At 63.0% G+C, this 16,253-nt stretch carries 12 protein-coding genes; 11 read left to right on the top strand and 1 reads right to left on the bottom strand.

What is annotated here, in order from left to right; translation table 11 throughout:
* Positions 1-102 precede the first annotated feature (102 nt).
* The 11 genes from urtA to ureC all read left to right on the top strand — a co-directional run bounded on the left by urtA (position 103) and on the right by ureC (position 10,256).
* The gene (gene urtA, locus H0Z09_RS20475; RefSeq protein ID WP_076954527.1) at positions 103-1,368 is read left to right on the top strand and encodes an urea ABC transporter substrate-binding protein; all 1,266 of its coding nucleotides are present in this window, start codon (positions 103-105) and stop codon (positions 1,366-1,368) included.
* A gap of 147 nt (positions 1,369-1,515) precedes the next feature.
* On the top strand, positions 1,516-3,018 hold the full coding sequence (gene urtB / locus H0Z09_RS20470; RefSeq protein WP_186692989.1) for an urea ABC transporter permease subunit UrtB: 1,503 nt from the start codon (positions 1,516-1,518) through the stop codon (positions 3,016-3,018).
* Positions 3,018-4,085, top strand: coding sequence for an urea ABC transporter permease subunit UrtC (gene urtC, locus H0Z09_RS20465; protein WP_186692986.1), 1,068 nt, complete (start codon positions 3,018-3,020; stop codon positions 4,083-4,085). The genes urtB and urtC overlap by 1 nt, the downstream gene beginning before the upstream one ends.
* Positions 4,082-4,915: an urea ABC transporter ATP-binding protein UrtD gene (gene urtD, locus H0Z09_RS20460; protein WP_186692984.1), complete on the top strand. Its 834-nt coding sequence runs from the start codon at positions 4,082-4,084 to the stop codon at positions 4,913-4,915. Before urtC ends, urtD begins: the two co-directional genes overlap by 4 nt.
* Before the next feature lie 135 nt (positions 4,916-5,050).
* Positions 5,051-5,749 carry an urea ABC transporter ATP-binding subunit UrtE gene (urtE, locus tag H0Z09_RS20455; protein ID WP_076954531.1) on the top strand — a complete coding sequence of 233 codons (699 nt, stop codon included), beginning with the start codon at positions 5,051-5,053 and terminating at the stop codon, positions 5,747-5,749.
* 30 nt (positions 5,750-5,779) lie between these two features.
* Positions 5,780-6,619 carry an urease accessory protein UreD gene (locus tag H0Z09_RS20450; RefSeq protein WP_186692982.1) on the top strand — a complete coding sequence of 280 codons (840 nt, stop codon included), beginning with the start codon at positions 5,780-5,782 and terminating at the stop codon, positions 6,617-6,619.
* Between the two features lie 160 nt (positions 6,620-6,779).
* Complete coding sequence (gene ureA / locus H0Z09_RS20445; protein WP_186692980.1) at positions 6,780-7,082, top strand: urease subunit gamma; 303 nt, start codon at positions 6,780-6,782, stop codon at positions 7,080-7,082.
* A gap of 9 nt (positions 7,083-7,091) precedes the next feature.
* A complete protein-coding gene (locus H0Z09_RS20440) occupies positions 7,092-7,604 on the top strand; it encodes a GNAT family N-acetyltransferase (protein WP_186692978.1) in 513 nt (170 codons plus the stop codon).
* Between the two features lie 5 nt (positions 7,605-7,609).
* Positions 7,610-8,143, top strand: a complete 534-nt coding sequence (locus H0Z09_RS20435) for a GNAT family N-acetyltransferase (protein ID WP_186692975.1) — start codon at positions 7,610-7,612, stop codon at positions 8,141-8,143.
* Positions 8,140-8,445, top strand: a complete 306-nt coding sequence (locus H0Z09_RS20430) for an urease subunit beta (protein WP_186692973.1) — start codon at positions 8,140-8,142, stop codon at positions 8,443-8,445. Before H0Z09_RS20435 ends, H0Z09_RS20430 begins: the two co-directional genes overlap by 4 nt.
* A gap of 110 nt (positions 8,446-8,555) precedes the next feature.
* Positions 8,556-10,256, top strand: a complete 1,701-nt coding sequence (gene ureC / locus H0Z09_RS20425) for an urease subunit alpha (protein WP_186692961.1) — start codon at positions 8,556-8,558, stop codon at positions 10,254-10,256.
* Here ureC and H0Z09_RS20420 read toward each other — a convergent pair.
* Positions 10,253-16,219: a DUF6543 domain-containing protein gene (locus H0Z09_RS20420; RefSeq protein WP_186692959.1), complete on the bottom strand. Its 5,967-nt coding sequence runs from the start codon at positions 16,217-16,219 to the stop codon at positions 10,253-10,255. The genes ureC and H0Z09_RS20420 overlap by 4 nt on opposite strands.
* Positions 16,220-16,253 lie beyond the last annotated feature (34 nt).

Raw genomic sequence — 16,253 nt, 5'->3', positions numbered from 1 at the left:
CCTTGCCGGCATGGGTTTGGCGACTTAGGCACAGCCCTTGCTATCTCCTGAGTAATGCCCCTTATCAGCCATCCAAAAAAAATCGGTCACGGAGATCGCACCATGCAGCGTCGCAGCTTGATCAAGGCTTTCACACTCACGGCCAGCATTGCCGCCATGGGCCTGACCTGGACCGTACAGGCCGCCGAGACCATCAAGGTCGGCATCCTGCACTCGTTGTCCGGGACCATGGCCATCTCCGAGACGTCGCTCAAGGACATGGCGCTGATGACCATCGACGAGATCAACGCCAAGGGCGGGGTGAACGGCAAGATGCTCGAGCCGGTGGTGGTCGACCCGGCGTCGAACTGGCCGTTGTTCGCTGAAAAAGGCCGGCAGTTGCTGACCCAGGACAAGGTGGCCGTGGTGTTCGGCTGCTGGACCTCGGTGTCGCGTAAATCGGTGCTGCCGGTGTTCGAAGAACTCAATGGCCTGTTGTTCTACCCGGTGCAATACGAAGGCGAAGAGATGTCGCCGAACGTGTTCTATACCGGTGCGGCACCGAACCAGCAGGCGATCCCTGCGGTGGAATACCTGATGAGCGAAGAAGGCGGCGGCGCCAAGCGCTACTTCCTGTTGGGCACCGACTACGTGTACCCGCGCACCACCAACAAGATCCTGCGTTCGTTCCTGCATTCCAAAGGCGTGGCGGACAAAGACATCGAAGAGGTCTACACCCCCTTCGGCCATGCCGATTACCAGACCATCGTCGCCAACATCAAAAAATTCTCGGCCGGCGGCAAGACTGCGGTGATCTCCACCGTGAACGGCGACTCCAACGTGCCATTCTACAAAGAGCTGGCCAACCAGGGCCTGAAAGCCACCGACGTACCGGTGGTGGCTTTCTCGGTGGGTGAAGAAGAACTGCGCGGCATCGACACCAAGCCGCTGGTGGGCAACCTCGCCGCCTGGAACTACTTCCAGTCGGTGGAGAACCCAGTGAACAAGAAATTCGTCGCCGATTGGAAAGCCTACGCCAAGAAGCACAACCTGCCGGGCGCGGATAAAGCCGTGACCAACGACCCGATGGAAGCCACCTACGTGGGCATCCATATGTGGGCGCAGGCCGCCGAGAAAGCCAAGTCCACCGACGTCGACAAAGTGCGTGAAGCCTTGGCCGGGCAAACCTTCGATGCGCCGTCGGGTTTCACCCTGACCATGGACAAGACCAACCACCACCTGCACAAGCCGGTGATGATCGGCGAGATCCAGGCCGATGGGCAGTTCTCGGTGGTATGGCAGACCCAAGAGCCGATCCGCGCCCAGCCGTGGAGCCCGTACATTCCTGGCAATGACAAAAAGCCGGACCATGCAGTGAAGAGCAACTAAAGCCCCACGCGGTCAAAAATTTGGGAGCGGCGGTGCGACTTGCTCGCAAATACGGTGGGTCAGTAACAGATGTATTGGCTGACACAACGCATTCGCGAGCAAGCCCGCTCCCACAGTTTTGACCGCGCATGATCAGGACATTTGTTTATGCCCACTGCCCTCTACCGCTATTTCCTGGCTTTGCTGTTTGTGCTGCCTTTAGCCGCACACGCCAGCGACGCCGAAGACTTCCTGTCCGCCAACCCGACCCAGCAAGCCAAGCTCCTCCAGGACTGGGCCGCCCAGCCCGACCCGGCGCGCATCGAGCTGGTGGACGCCCTGCAGCAAGGCCAACTCACGCTCAACGGTGAAGTGAAAACCGTACGCCTGAACAACCGCCTGCGTGGCCTGATCGACAACGTAAGGGCCAGCCAGCAACTGCTCGCCGCCGACCCCAAGGTACGCCTGGCGGCCGCGCAGACCCTGCAAAAAAGTGCGCAACCGGCGCAACTCAAATTCCTCGACCAACGCGTCGCCGCCGAAACCGACGAGGACGTGCACACCGCCCTCAGTCTGGCGCTGGCCAATCTGCAACTGGTCGACAGCGACCCCGCGGTGCGCCTGGCTGCCGTGCGTTTGCTCGGCAGCACCGGCGACCCGCTGGCGCGCACCCGTCTTGAGGCATTGCTTGCCCCCGGCGTTGAAACCGACGCCGCCGTGCACACCGCCGCCGAAACCAGCCTGGCCCAGGTCAAGCGCAAATTGATGATGGGCGAGATGCTCGGGCAGGCCTTCAGCGGCATGTCCCTGGGTTCGATCCTGTTGCTGGCCGCCTTGGGGCTGGCGATCACCTTCGGCCTGCTCGGCGTGATCAATATGGCCCACGGCGAGATGCTGATGCTCGGCGCGTATTCCACCTACGTGGTGCAGCTGATTCTGCAACGCTACGCGCCCGCGGCCATCGAGTTTTACCCGTTGATCGCGCTGCCGGTGGCGTTTTTTGTCACGGCCACCATCGGCATGGCCCTGGAACGCACGGTGATTCGTCACCTCTACGGCCGGCCCCTGGAAACCCTGCTCGCCACCTGGGGCATCAGCCTGATGCTGATCCAGTTGGTGCGTCTGGTGTTCGGGGCGCAAAACGTCGAAGTGTCCAACCCCGCGTGGTTGTCCGGGGGCATTCAAGTGCTGCCCAACCTGGTGCTGCCCTACAACCGCATCGTGATCATCGCGTTCGCGCTGTGCGTGGTGGTGCTGACCTGGCTGCTGCTGAACAAGACGCGCCTGGGCCTCAACGTGCGCGCCGTCACCCAGAACCGCAACATGGCCGCCTGCTGCGGCGTGCCCACCGGGCGCGTGGACATGCTTGCGTTCGGCCTGGGCTCGGGCATTGCCGGCCTGGGCGGCGTAGCGCTGAGCCAGATCGGTAACGTCGGCCCCGACCTCGGCCAGAGCTACATCATCGACTCGTTCCTTGTCGTGGTACTCGGTGGCGTGGGCCAGTTGGCCGGCAGCGTGATGGCGGCCTTCGGCCTGGGCATCGCCAATAAAATCCTGGAGCCGCAGATCGGCGCCGTGCTCGGCAAGATCCTGATCCTCGCGCTGATCATTCTGTTTATCCAGAAACGCCCGCAAGGACTCTTCGCACTGAAAGGACGGGTGATCGACTGATGAACCAGCCACTGATGCTTACGGCCACGCAAAAGGCCGGTCCCAAGGTGACGATTGCCGCCGGTGCGATCATCCTGATCCTGCTGCTGGCCTTGCCGTTGTGCTCCCTGCTCTCGCCGGAAAACCCGCTGCACGTGTCGGCCTATACGCTGACACTGGTGGGCAAGATCTTGTGCTACGCGATCGTCGCCCTGGCGTTGGACCTGGTGTGGGGCTACGCCGGGATGCTCTCCCTCGGCCATGGTTTGTTCTTTGCCCTGGGCGGTTACGCGATGGGCATGTACCTGATGCGCCAGGCGGCCGGCGATGAACTGCCGGCGTTCATGACGTTCCTGTCGTGGACCGAATTGCCCTGGTACTGGGTCGGCACCCAGCACTTCCTCTGGGCCCTGTGCCTGGTGGTGCTGGCGCCAGGCGTGCTGGCGCTGGTATTCGGGTTCTTCGCCTTCCGTTCGCGGATCAAGGGCGTGTACTTCTCAATCATGACCCAGGCCCTGACCTTTGCCGGCATGCTGCTGTTCTTCCGCAACGAGACCGGGTTTGGCGGCAACAACGGCTTCACCAATTTCCGCAGCATTCTAGGCTTCGGTATTACCGAACCGGGCACGCGCGCGGTGTTGTTTGTCGCGACGGTGCTGCTGCTGGTCACCAGCCTGTTCATCGGCTGGCGCCTGGCGCGCAGCAAGTTCGGCCGCGTATTGACCGCCTTGCGCGACGCCGAGAACCGCCTGATGTTCTGCGGCTACGACCCGCGTGGCTTCAAGCTGTTCGTGTGGGTGTTGAGCGCGGTGCTGTGCGGCTTGGCCGGGGCGCTGTATGTGCCGCAGGTGGGCATCATCAACCCCAGCGAAATGTCGCCGACCAACTCCATCGAGGCCGCCGTGTGGGTGGCCCTCGGCGGGCGCGGCACGCTGATCGGGCCGCTGCTCGGCGCCGGTGTGGTCAATGGCATGAAGAGCTGGTTCACCGTGGCCTTCCCTGAATACTGGCTGTTCTTCCTGGGGGCGCTGTTCATCATCGTCACCCTGTACCTGCCCAAGGGCGTCATCGGCCTGCTGAAGAAATGAGGAACGTCATGCTTGAACCTATTTTCGATGCAGGCAGCGGCCGCGATGCCATCGGCATTGGCCAGGCCGCGGGCAAGGGCCTTAACACGCGCCATGGCACCATTTTGAGCCTGGAAGACATCAGCGTCAGCTTCGACGGTTTCAAGGCGCTCAACGACCTGAACCTGTACATCGGCGTCGGCGAATTGCGCTGCATCATCGGCCCCAACGGCGCGGGCAAGACCACGCTGATGGACGTGATCACCGGCAAGACCCGCCCCAGCCACGGCACCGCCTGGTTTGGCGAAAACCTCGACTTGACCAGCCTGAGTGAAGTGCAGATCGCCCAGGCCGGCATCGGCCGCAAGTTCCAAAAACCCACGGTATTCGAGGCCCTCAGCGTGTTTGAAAACCTGGAGCTCGCGCAGAAGACCGACAAATCGGTATGGGCCAGCCTGCGCGCGCGCCTGAGCGGCGAGCAAAAGGACCGCATCGATGAAGTGCTCGACACCATTCGCCTCACCGCCTCGCTGCATCGCCAGGCCGGCTTGCTGTCCCACGGCCAGAAGCAGTTCCTGGAAATCGGCATGCTGCTGATGCAGGACCCGCAACTGTTGCTGCTGGATGAACCGGTGGCGGGCATGACCGACGCCGAAACCGAGTTCACCGCCGAACTGTTCAAGCGCCTGGCGGGCAAGCATTCGTTGATGGTGGTGGAACACGACATGGGGTTTGTCGGCTCGATTGCCGACCATGTGACGGTGTTGCACCAGGGCAGCGTATTGGCCGAAGGCTCGCTGGAGCAGGTGCAGGCCGATGAGCGCGTGATCGAGGTGTACCTCGGCCGCTGACCCGGCCGCAAACTTGCTTTATGCAGGAGCTGACTTGCCTGCGATAGCAGTGTTGGATTCGCCATCGCTTTCGCAGGCAAGCCAGCTCCCACAGTTGATTCGGTTCCCTCAGGGGGAATTGAGGAGGTTTTGAGAATGTTGCAAGTCGACAAGCTGCACCAGTACTACGGCGGTAGCCACATCCTGCGCGGGCTGTCGTTTGACGTGAAGATCGGCGAAGTCACTTGCCTGCTCGGCCGCAACGGCGTGGGCAAGACCACCTTGCTCAAGTGCCTGATGGGTTTGCTGCCGGCCAAGGAAGGTACGGTGAATTGGGAAGGCCGCGCCATCACCGGCTTCAAGCCACACCAGCGCGTGCACGCAGGCATCGCCTACGTGCCCCAGGGTCGGGAGATTTTCGGGCGGCTGACGGTGGAAGAAAACCTGCTGATGGGGCTGTCACGCTTTCCTGGTTCGCAAGCCAAGGAAGTGCCGGCGTTTATCTACGAGCTGTTCCCGGTATTGCTGCAGATGAAGCATCGGCGCGGCGGCGACCTGTCCGGCGGCCAGCAGCAACAGTTGGCGATTGGCCGCGCCCTGGCCAGCCGTCCGCGCTTGCTGATCCTCGATGAACCCACTGAGGGCATCCAACCCTCAGTGATCAAGGAGATCGGCGCGGTGATCAAGAAACTCGCCGAGCGCGGCGATATGGCGATCCTGTTGGTCGAGCAGTTCTACGACTTTGCCGCCGAACTGGCCGACCAGTACCTGGTGATGTCCCGTGGCGAAATCGTGCAGCAGGGACGAGGAGAAAATATGCAAAGCGAGGGTGTGCGTGGCCTGGTTACCATCTAATCTGTGGCGTCCCGACAATAAGTACACACCATGAATCTGCCCGTTTCCCCTGCCCTGTTCACCCCCAGCTGGCACGCCGCGCTGGAACTCGGCTACGCGCGTTTCGGCGACACCACGCGCCCGGTGATGCGCCGCCACCTCGGCCCGCTGCGCGTGCAAAAACACCTGTACGCCGAAGGCCCCGAGGTGTGCCAGCACATCATCGTGCACCCGCCCGGCGGGATTGCCGGTGGCGATCGCCTGGACATCAGCGCCCATGTCGGCGCGGGCGCCTGGGCACAATTGACCAGCCCCGGCGCGGCCAAATGGTATCGCGCCGGCGGCCCGGCCTATCAGCAGCTCGACCTCACCGTGGAGGCCGGCGCGACCCTGGAATGGCTGCCCCAGGAAACCATTGTGTTCAGTGCCGCCCAGGCCGAACTCACTACCCGCATCGAGCTGCAAGGCGATGCACGCCTGTTCTACTGGGACGTGATCGCCCTCGGCCGCCCGGCCAGCGGCGAGCGTTTTGAGCTGGGCCACTTTCAATCCCATTTGGATATCCGCCGTGATGGCCAGTTGCTCTGGCATGAACGCCAGCGCATTGTCGGCGGCGATGGTTTGCTCGACTCGCCCATCGGCCTGGACGGGCAACCGGTGTTTGCCACGCTGTTGCTCACCGGCGAAATCGACAGTGACTTACTTGAACAATGCCGCGCCCTGCCCAATGCCGTGCGCGGAGATTTGACCCAACTGCCCGGCTTGCTGGTGGCGCGCTGCCTGGCCGGCGAAGCGTTGCTGGCGCGGGGTTGGTTGATTGATTTATGGCGGCTTTTGCGCCCGGCAGTGCTGGGCCGGGACGCCGTCGCACCACGAATTTGGAGCACATGAACATCCGCCTCCCTGTAGGAGCGAGCTCGCTCGCGAAAGACGTTAACGATAATGCGGTCATCCTGAATGTACGCAGTGCCCTCAGGTTTTTCGCGAGCAAGCTCGCTCCTACAGGGGTTGGCGTTCATCATTTAAATTGCATTATGAAGGACCTTGAACCATGGACCTGACCCCACGGGAAAAAGACAAACTGCTGATCTTCACCGCAGGTTTAGTCGCCGAACGCCGCCTCGCACGCGGGGTGAAGCTCAACTACCCGGAAACCATCGCCTACATTTCGGCGGCCCTGCTGGAAGGCGCCCGCGATGGCCGCACCGTGGCCGACCTGATGCATTACGGCACCACCCTGCTCAGCCGCGAACAGGTCATGGAAGGCATCCCGGAAATGATCCCGGATATCCAGGTGGAAGCCACGTTCCCCGACGGCACCAAGCTGGTGACCGTGCACCAGCCCATCGCATGAGGCCCGGCCATGATTCGTGAGGCAACCGAGAACGATCTGCCGGCGATCCGCGACATCTACAACGATGCGGTGCTCAACACCACGGCGATCTGGAACGAACAACCGGTGGAACTGGACAACCGCCTGGCCTGGTTCACTGCGCGCCAGGCCCTGGGTTATCCGATCCTGGTTGCAGTCGAAAACGCTGAGGTCACCGGCTACGCCTCGTTCGGCGACTGGCGGCCCTTCGAGGGTTTCCGCTACAGCGTCGAGCACTCGGTGTACGTGCGCAACGACCAACGCGGCAAGGGCCTGGGCCCGCGCCTGATGCAAGCCCTGATCGAACGCGCGCGCGCCTGCGGCAAGCACGTCATGGTCGCGGCGATCGAGAGTGGCAACCACGCCTCGATCCGCCTGCATGAACGCCTGGGTTTCATCACCACCGGGCAGATGCCCCGCGTGGGCATCAAGTTCGGCCGCTGGCTGGACCTGACCTTTATGCAATTGGCCCTGAACCCTGGCGCCGAACCGCCCAAGGAGTGACATCGATGAACGCCGCGCACCTGCGTCGAGTCAATGCTGAAAGTTTTGCCCACTACCGCCTGGGCTTGATCGAGCTGTTGCTGGATGCGGTCAGGCACGGCGCTTCGGTCGGGTTCATGGCCGACTTCGACGAGGCCCAGGCACGCGACTATTTGCACGGCGTGCAGGCCAGTATCGAAGACGCCAGCCTGTTGCTGTGGGTGGTGGTGCGTGACGAGCAGGTCATCGCGAGCGTGCAGTTGGCGCTGTGCCAGAAAGCCAACGGCCTGAACCGCGCCGAGGTGCAAAAACTGCTGGTGCACAGCAGCGCCCGCCGCCACGGCCTCGGCCAGCAATTGATGAACGCCCTCGAACTCGCGGCGCGCCAGTACAAACGAGGCCTGCTGTACCTGGACACCGAAGCCGGCTCGCCTGCTGAAGCCTTCTACCAGTCGCTGCGCTATACCAAAATCGGTGAGCTGCCCGACTACTGCCAAAGCCCGGACGGGCGCTACAGCCCGACCGCCATCTACTACAAGACCCTGGGGCAACCTGCATGATTCCTGGTGAATATCAGATCCAGCCTGGCGACATCGAACTCAACGTCGGCCGGCGCACCGTCACCCTCGGCGTGGCCAACAGCGGCGACCGGCCGATCCAGGTGGGTTCGCACTATCACTTCTTCGAGACCAATGACGCGCTGACGTTTGACCGTGCGGCGAGCCGTGGCATGCGCCTGAATATTCCGGCGGGCACGGCGGTGCGGTTTGAGCCGGGGCAGAGCCGGGAGGTGGAGTTGGTGGATTTGAGCGGAGGAAGGCGAGTCTTTGGATTTGCAGGCCGAGTCATGGGTGATCTTTAGGACCCCTTCGCGAGCAAGCCCGCTCCCACAGGGGAATGCATTCCAAATGTGGGAGCGGGCTTGCTCGCGAAAGCGATTTTACATTAAACACAATTATTCAGGGCAACCACATGAAAATCAGCCGCCAAGCCTACGCCGACATGTACGGCCCCACCGTCGGTGACAAGGTCCGTCTGGCCGACACCGAGCTGTTCCTGGAAGTCGAACAGGACTTCACCGTCTACGGCGAAGAGGTCAAGTTCGGCGGCGGCAAGGTCATCCGCGACGGCCAGGGCCAGAGCCAGTTGCTCGCCCATGAAGTGGTGGACACCCTGATCACCAACGCGCTGATCATCGACCACTGGGGCATCGTCAAGGCCGACGTCGGCCTGAAGAACGGCCGCATCCAGGCCATCGGCAAAGCCGGCAACCCGGACATCCAGCCCGGCGTGACCATGGCCATCGGCGCCAGCACAGAAGTGATCGCCGGCGAAGGCATGATCCTCACCGCCGGCGGCATCGACAGCCACGTGCATTTCATCTGTCCGCAGCAGATCGAAGAAGCGCTGACCAGCGGCGTCACCACCATGATCGGCGGCGGCACCGGGCCCGCCACCGGCACCAACGCCACCACCTGCACCTCGGGTCCGTGGCACCTGGCGCGCATGCTCCAGGCCAGCGATTCGTTCCCGATGAACATCGGCTTTACCGGCAAGGGCAACGCCAGTTTGCCCGAGCCGTTGATTGAACAGGTCAAGGCCGGCGCCATCGGCTTGAAGCTGCATGAAGACTGGGGCACCACGCCCGCCAGCATCGATAATTGCCTGAACGTTGCCGACCAATACGACGTGCAGGTGGCGATCCACAGCGACACCCTCAACGAGTCCGGCTTCGTCGAAACCACCCTCGCCGCGCTCAAGGGCCGTACCATCCACACCTACCACACCGAAGGCGCGGGCGGCGGCCATGCGCCGGACATCATCAAGGCCTGTGGCTTGCCCAACGTGCTGCCCAGCTCGACCAACCCGACGCGGCCATTCACGCGCAACACCATCGACGAACACCTGGACATGCTGATGGTCTGTCACCACCTGGACCCGAGCATCGCCGAAGACGTGGCCTTCGCCGAAAGCCGTATCCGCCGCGAGACCATCGCCGCCGAAGACATCCTGCATGACCTTGGCGCGTTCTCGATGATCAGCTCCGACAGTCAGGCCATGGGCCGCGTCGGCGAGGTGATCACACGCACCTGGCAGACCGCCGACAAGATGAAACGCCAGCGCGGCGCCCTGCCCGGCGACGGCCCGGGCAACGACAATTTCCGCATCAAGCGCTACATCGCCAAGTACACCATCAACCCGGCGATCACTCACGGTGTCAGCCATATCGTCGGTTCCATCGAAGTCGGCAAATGGGCCGACCTGGTGTTGTGGCGACCGGCGTTTTTCGGCGTCAAGCCGACGTTGATTCTCAAGGGCGGCGCAATTGCTTCAAGCCTGATGGGCGACGCCAACGCATCCATCCCCACGCCGCAACCGGTGCACTACCGCCCGATGTTCGCCAGCTTCGGCAGTTCGTTGCACGCCACCAGCCTGACCTTTATCAGCCAGGCCGCCAAGGACGCCGGATTGCCCGAGGCCCTGGGCTTGAAAAAGCAGATCGCCGTGGTCAAGGGTTGTCGCGATGTGCAGAAGACCGACCTGATCCACAATGATTACCTGCCGGATATCGAGGTGGACCCGCAGACCTATCAGGTCAAGGCCGACGGCGTATTGCTGTGGTGCGAGCCGGCCGAGGTGCTGCCGATGGCGCAGCGTTACTTTTTGTTTTAACCGCCATTATCCAAGGCCGCCTGTTCGGCGCGGGTCAGGGTCTCGATCAGCGTCGCTTCGGCAATCGCCAGCTGCCCCTGCAAGTCCCTGGATTTGCCTTCGAACCCGCTGGCAGAGAGGTCCCCTGCGTCCAGCTTTTCGTGCAGCTCGGCCAACTGATCATGAAAGGGCTGACTCATCGCCTGGAAGCGTTCGGGGTATTTCTGGGTCAGGTATTCCTGCCAGAAATCCCTCGACACCAAGGCCTGAAACTCCTCGGATGAGCCATCGAGCGCCAGAATGCGCTTGCAGGTTTCATCCAGCGTTTGCTCGCTGACCCCGGCAAGTCCGGTAAATCGCCCTCCCTGTGCCTGTGCCGGAAGATCCAGACGGTCTGGCGCTTTCAGACCCAGCCTATACGCCAGACGGATCTCCACCTCTTCCAGCCCTTCAATTCTTTGCTGGCGTTGCAGCGGCGTCAGGTCCGGCTGGTTATTGATCGCCTCGGTACGCTTCTGGATGTCCGCCAGGGCGGTTTTTTCCACCTCGTCCAGGCGAAACAGCCCGCGCGACAACTTCATCAGCGCCAACCCCTGGGTCTGATCGCCGGCCTGCAAGCGCGCCTTGTGCACCATGGCCATGATCTCCACGTTGCTGAACGATAACGCCGCACGGTCGCAACAGGTCGCCGCACCGGCCCAATCGAACATCCGCCCGCGTAGCGCGTCGGCCGCATCGGTCTGCTGGGAAATGGTATCGATGACCTCCCAGACCCGGCCTTGCAAGTTTGCGTGCTGAGCCCCGCCCGCATCCAGGTCGCCAAGCATGCGCATGAACCCGTCCGAACCCGGCTGCGCGCGCAGGGCCAACCACTGCGCCCGGCGCGTGGCGCGTTGTGCGCCAGTCAAGCCGCTGGTCCAGCGTTCAAATTCCGCGCCGGCAACCAACTCGCCCGCGGCGCGGGACGATTGACCCAGGGCGGTTGCCACCAGCAGCGTAGTGCTGTCCGGCTGTGGCAACCCGGCCTGTTGCAGCCGCTGGTGATAATCGCGCACCTGCTGCAAGGTCTGCTCCGTCAGCGGGTTATCGGCCAGTTGGATAGCGGAACTCAAGCGCGCCGACCTGGCCAACTGGGCATCCGGGGGCGCGATAAGTGCGTCCGGCAAGTGGGTAATCGCGTTGCCATTGAGGTTGATGTCGTTCAAAAGCGGCTGCTCGCCGAGGCCCTCGGGAACGCGATCGATGCCGGTGCGGCTCATGCTCAATACGCGCAAATCGCTGATGTGCCCCAGGTCCGGGGTGATACCCAACGGGTTGCCGTCCAGCGACAGTGCGCGCAGCGTCACGCGTTCTGCCAGGATCTGCGCGGTCTGCGGCGTCAGGCGTATACGGTTGTTGTGCAGGAACAGGCGTGTGAGGCCGCGCATCTCACCGAGTGCCGGCGGCAGTTCGCGCAGCCGGTTGTTGGACAGGTCGACCCAGCGCGCGTGGCGATAGCGGGCAAGAAAGCCCTCGGGCGACGCACTCAGGCCCATGCCGCTCAATTTGAGCGAACCCACATGACTGAAATCCGCCTCCAGGTCCGGCAGGCTCGGCAGACGCAGGCCACTCAGGTCCAGCTCGTAGCCGATGGGCGTGCCGTCGTAGGCCACCTGCTGCGGCGTCTCACGTTTCCAGCAACTGAGGATGCGTGACCGGGCCAGGTAACGGTCGTCACGGGTCGCAGCGTTTGCCTGCAGCCGGTCCGTGCGCACATAGCGCTGTAACGGGGCATCGCCGGAAAACGCCCAGGCATTGAGCTGATCGGTCAAGGTGGCAAAGGCTTGCTCGCGAGCGATCAACAACGCTTCGCCACCTTCGCCCAGGCTCCAGATATATTCCCGGGCCTGTTTGATGTTGAAGTGTGGAAACAGGCGTTGAGTCTTGGCAATCAGCGGCGTTTCAACGGCAAAGTTATCGCCATTGATGTCCAGCACCTGTTCGGGATGCTGGGCCTGCAAATAGCGCCAGTAGCGGTCCAACGCGTCGCCATAGTTGAGCAATCCGGGGTTGTGGGTGATGGCCGTGGCCCGATTGATGCGGGCCATCACCTCAAGCTGCTCAGGCGCAGGTTCCAAGTGGTGCGGGGGGATAGAGGTCAGGCGGTTATTTCTCAAATTGAGCGTGGTCAACTCGGTTTGCGCGCCCAGGCCGGCCGGCCATTGCTCCAGCTGACTGTTGCTGAGGTCGACATACTCAAGTTTTGGCTGAGCGCTGAAATCGGGGGCAAGCCCCAGTCGGTTGTAGCCCAGGTCCAGCCAGCGCAGCGCTGGCAACGCCCCAAGTTGTTCGACGCTCTGCGGCGTCAGGCGAATGGAGTTGCTCCTGAGCGACAGGCGCGTCAGGTCGGACAGTTGACCGATCGACGGCGGCAGCTCGGTCAGCCCCGCGCTGTTGATGCGCAGTACCTTGAGCCGCTTGAAGTTGTTCAGAAACGTCTGCGCGTCGGCGTTCCAGGCAATCGTTTTAAGCGTCAACCTTTCAACATGGCTGAAATCGGCACTCAATGCCGGCAGGCTGATCGGGCTGTTCGGTGTGATAGTCAACTCATTGGTTTGCCTGCGCCAGCAGCGCTTTATCTCCCGCGCCAACGCGCCGGCAGTCCCATCGCCAGTGCGCGTCCACTGGTGCAGGTCTTGCTTGAGCTGCTGGTACTCGGCCTCCAGGCGAGACAGACCACCGCGCACGTCCGTGCCCAACGACTCGATAAAGGCCGCCACCCCGGCGTCGTCCAGGCTTGGGAACAGCCGCCGCGCCCGCGCCTGCGGCGTGCGGAACAGATTGCCGGCCTGGGTCACCCACTGGTCCAAGCCGGGGCCGCCGCCCAACAGGCGCATCGAGGGGTCATAGGCCGGTTTGCGCACCGGGTGTTCGGCCAGCACCGTGCGCAGCGGTGCGCGCGGCAACGGCGATTGCCGGATCCGCGACTTGAGCTGCGCCACTTCGCTCACACCCACGGCCTGGCGTTCTTCGGCGCTGAGCAGGTGCCAAGTGGCGGTGTAGAAGTCCCTCGGCATGGGGCCTTCGAACAGGCCGTTGTCGCGCAGCACCAGAAGCCTGCGGTTGTTGGCATCCGGCGAGCCGATGGCGTCAAGCAACTCGCCGCCTGGGGAATGATGACGCAGTTCGACGCGACTGCCACGACGCCAGCCCGGCAAGGTTTCCAGGGTGCGCAGCGCCAGGCGCTGACTGTCGAGGGTGCCGGGTGTTTCGTCGAACAGGCCCTCGTACGCACGGGCCACGCGGTCTTCCTGGGCGTACCAGCGCGCGTGAGCATCGAGGGTTTCGGGCAATTCGCCACGGCTGCGCAATAGGTGCAGGTCTTCGGCGCTGGCGCCTTTAAGCAGATGCTCGGCCATCGACGCCGGCAGGCCGGGGTAGCGCTCGATCAGGCGAATCGCGTCCGGATCATCGGTACCGGCACGCGCCTGATAACGCTCTTGGGCGAGCATGTCCTGAAAAATCTCGACCTGATCCGCCAGGTAGTCGCGCAACAGGCCGGCGCGATGCGCCAGACTGTCTTCGGCACGTCCTGGGAACTCCTGCAACGCGGGGTCGTCACCCTGCAGGGTATACAGCACTTGTTGCAGCAATTCGCCGCGCTGCAGGCCGCCTTCCCCGAGTACTACGGCACGCCGGCCGCCCCGGTTAGTGATGCCCGGCCCCCAGAGTTTGCGCCCCGTGGACTCAAACACCCACGGTGGCGCGTCTGGCAGCATGCCGCGACGCAGCAGCAGATCCATTTGCAGGCCCACTTCTGCCTGGCCGTAATCCGCCGGGTCGGAGCTTTTCATCTGCGTCACAAAGCGCTTGAGTTCGTCTTTGATGCGCAAGCGCTTGAGACTCTCGCAGAGTGCCAACGGCACCGGCTCCACGTCGACATGCCCGGCACGCAGTGCTTCGCTGTCGACGCCGCTCGCCAAGCGCGCCTGCTGCAGGCGCTCGCTACTCAGGCCGTCGGCCGGTCGCCCGAGGCGGCGCAGCACGGTGTCGTCGTCCCAGGTCAGCGGGTCTTCGCCTTCGTGTTGCCAGCCACCTTCGTGATTGTGTTCGAGCAGGGGGGCATAAGCGTCGCGCCGGGTAGGATGCTCAATACGGTATTGCTCGGCCTGCGGGTCTTTCTTGACCAGATAGTGATCACCTTCGAGGGGCAGCACGGTGTCACCGAAATGATCGTGCAGGCCCAGTGCGTCAGGCGTGGATTCGGGATCGAGGCGCACAGGCGCCTTGTACGGCGTCAGATCGGTTTTCCACAATTTGCGTTCGCCCGACGCGAGGGTTACCGGCTTGACCCCATCGAGTACAGCCGGCGCCTTGAGCGCCTTGCCCAGCGCCGCGCCACCCGCCGCCATCACCCCGATCAAGGCGAGGTTTTCGGCCACATCGGTCAAGTGCGCCAAGGCGGCTTCGCGGTCGCCTTCGTGCCATTCGATCACCCCTTCGAAGGTTTCATAGAGCAACTGCGCGGCCATCACGGCCATCATCACTTCGCCCAGGCCCGGCACCAGCATCGACACCAGGTTAAGCGCCAGTAGCCCGGCCGATTCAAGGGCGGCGATTTTCTCGGCTCGCACCCGCGCATCCACATCGGCAGTCGGCACCGCGTGACTGCGAGCGTCGGCGATCAACTTGTCGCGCAGCTTGACGAAGTTGTCCGGGAACAGGTCGACGTTGTCACCCCAGAGCTCGCCTTTGGAAAGTACGCGGATGTAGAAATTCGGGCTTTCAATCGGCACACGCGGTGCCTGAGGCTTAGGCGGCAGCTCCCTGGGTTCGAGCGTGATGGTCACGACCGCCGACACAAACGGCAGCAAAAAGCGCGTGATGGGTGAGCGCCACACCGCAAAGGGATCACCCGGCGCATTGGGGGCGTCCTGGGTCAGGCGGCGAAAATAGGTGGGTTGGTCGGCATAGGCCAGGAACGGCAGAATAAACTGCTGGTAAGGCGTGAGTCGCGCGCCCACCGCACCCGCCATCAGCTGCCGGGTCAGCGCCTCTTCCATCGCCTGAGCGCTGTCGTATTTTTTCAGCGGTTGTTGCGGGTCGTGGGGGATGTACAGCAACACTTGCCTGGCGTCGCCGTACTTTTGCACCGGCACGAACACGGTGCAGCCGTGCAGGCGCAGGCCCATGATGCTCAAGTCGCTGAACCACACCGGTTTGCCGTCGGCGCGGACATCACGCCGGCCGGCAACCACCTCGCCGATCATCCGGTAGTCGTCAGGGCCGATGTCGTTTTTGAGCAGCGCCAGGTAGGCGGCCGCTTGCAACGCATCCTTCTGGGCCTGCACTACCTTGCGCTGCAAGGCGTCGGCAACGGCAGTGTCGGCGGGCAGCAAAAAGTCCTTGAGGAAGGTCTGGTACTTCGCGCCGATATCCAGACTCCGGCACAGCGCGAGAAAATCCGCCACCTTCAGAACGGTGTCGACCGGCGCGGCGTCGGTTTGCGGACCCCTGCGAAACCGTGATGACCTGTCAAACGCTCCAGGCTCGCATTCAGAGGCTTCAAAGTTGTGCAGCGCCGCCTGCAACAGCGACAGGGTCTGCACGGAAAAATCCCCGGCACGAATGCCCAGGGCGCCGATTTCGAGCGGTTTGTGCAGGTGCACGAACGTGCGGTCCACATCCAGCTCAACCTTGTACTGGGTCTTGAGCGCCTGTTGCAGCAACGGCCGGGCGAAGGTGTCGACGTCCTGCAACGGCGTCATGGCCTCATCCACGGCTTGCTGGGACAGCGCGGCGGCCTCGTTGTAGCGCTTGAGTTGCGTGCGCTGCGCATCGCCCAGGGTGGCAAGCCAATCGACATGGCCGGTGTCGGCGCGCCTGAAAGTCTGGCGATTGCGTTCGTGCGTGGCAGGCAGCCACCCAGGAATCTTGTCTTTGATGATTTCGTAGTCGGCGGTCAGCGGTTCGCCGAGCGCGGAAACTGCAGGTGTATCGGGCATGGAGTCACTCCTGTTCAAACGGAGTGACAGATGA

Origin of the sequence: Pseudomonas sp. SWRI18, from assembly GCF_014268345.1 — a bacterium.
GTDB lineage: Bacteria > Pseudomonadota > Gammaproteobacteria > Pseudomonadales > Pseudomonadaceae > Aquipseudomonas > Aquipseudomonas cedrina.
This window is presented reverse-complemented; position numbering and strand designations above follow the sequence as displayed.

Bases quoted from the DNA above. Each gene is read 5' to 3' on its own strand.
- urtA (WP_076954527.1), top strand. From the start codon at position 103: ATGCAGCGTCGCAGCTTGATCAAGGCTTTCACACTCACGGCCAGCATT.
- urtB (WP_186692989.1), top strand. From the start codon at position 1,516: ATGCCCACTGCCCTCTACCGCTATTTCCTGGCTTTGCTGTTTGTGCTG.
- urtC (WP_186692986.1), top strand. From the start codon at position 3,018: ATGAACCAGCCACTGATGCTTACGGCCACGCAAAAGGCCGGTCCCAAG.
- urtD (WP_186692984.1), top strand. From the start codon at position 4,082: ATGAGGAACGTCATGCTTGAACCTATTTTCGATGCAGGCAGCGGCCGC.
- urtE (WP_076954531.1), top strand. From the start codon at position 5,051: ATGTTGCAAGTCGACAAGCTGCACCAGTACTACGGCGGTAGCCACATC.
- H0Z09_RS20450 (WP_186692982.1), top strand. From the start codon at position 5,780: ATGAATCTGCCCGTTTCCCCTGCCCTGTTCACCCCCAGCTGGCACGCC.
- ureA (WP_186692980.1), top strand. From the start codon at position 6,780: ATGGACCTGACCCCACGGGAAAAAGACAAACTGCTGATCTTCACCGCA.
- H0Z09_RS20440 (WP_186692978.1), top strand. From the start codon at position 7,092: ATGATTCGTGAGGCAACCGAGAACGATCTGCCGGCGATCCGCGACATC.
- H0Z09_RS20435 (WP_186692975.1), top strand. From the start codon at position 7,610: ATGAACGCCGCGCACCTGCGTCGAGTCAATGCTGAAAGTTTTGCCCAC.
- H0Z09_RS20430 (WP_186692973.1), top strand. From the start codon at position 8,140: ATGATTCCTGGTGAATATCAGATCCAGCCTGGCGACATCGAACTCAAC.
- ureC (WP_186692961.1), top strand. From the start codon at position 8,556: ATGAAAATCAGCCGCCAAGCCTACGCCGACATGTACGGCCCCACCGTC.
- H0Z09_RS20420 (WP_186692959.1), bottom strand. From the start codon at position 16,219: ATGCCCGATACACCTGCAGTTTCCGCGCTCGGCGAACCGCTGACCGCC.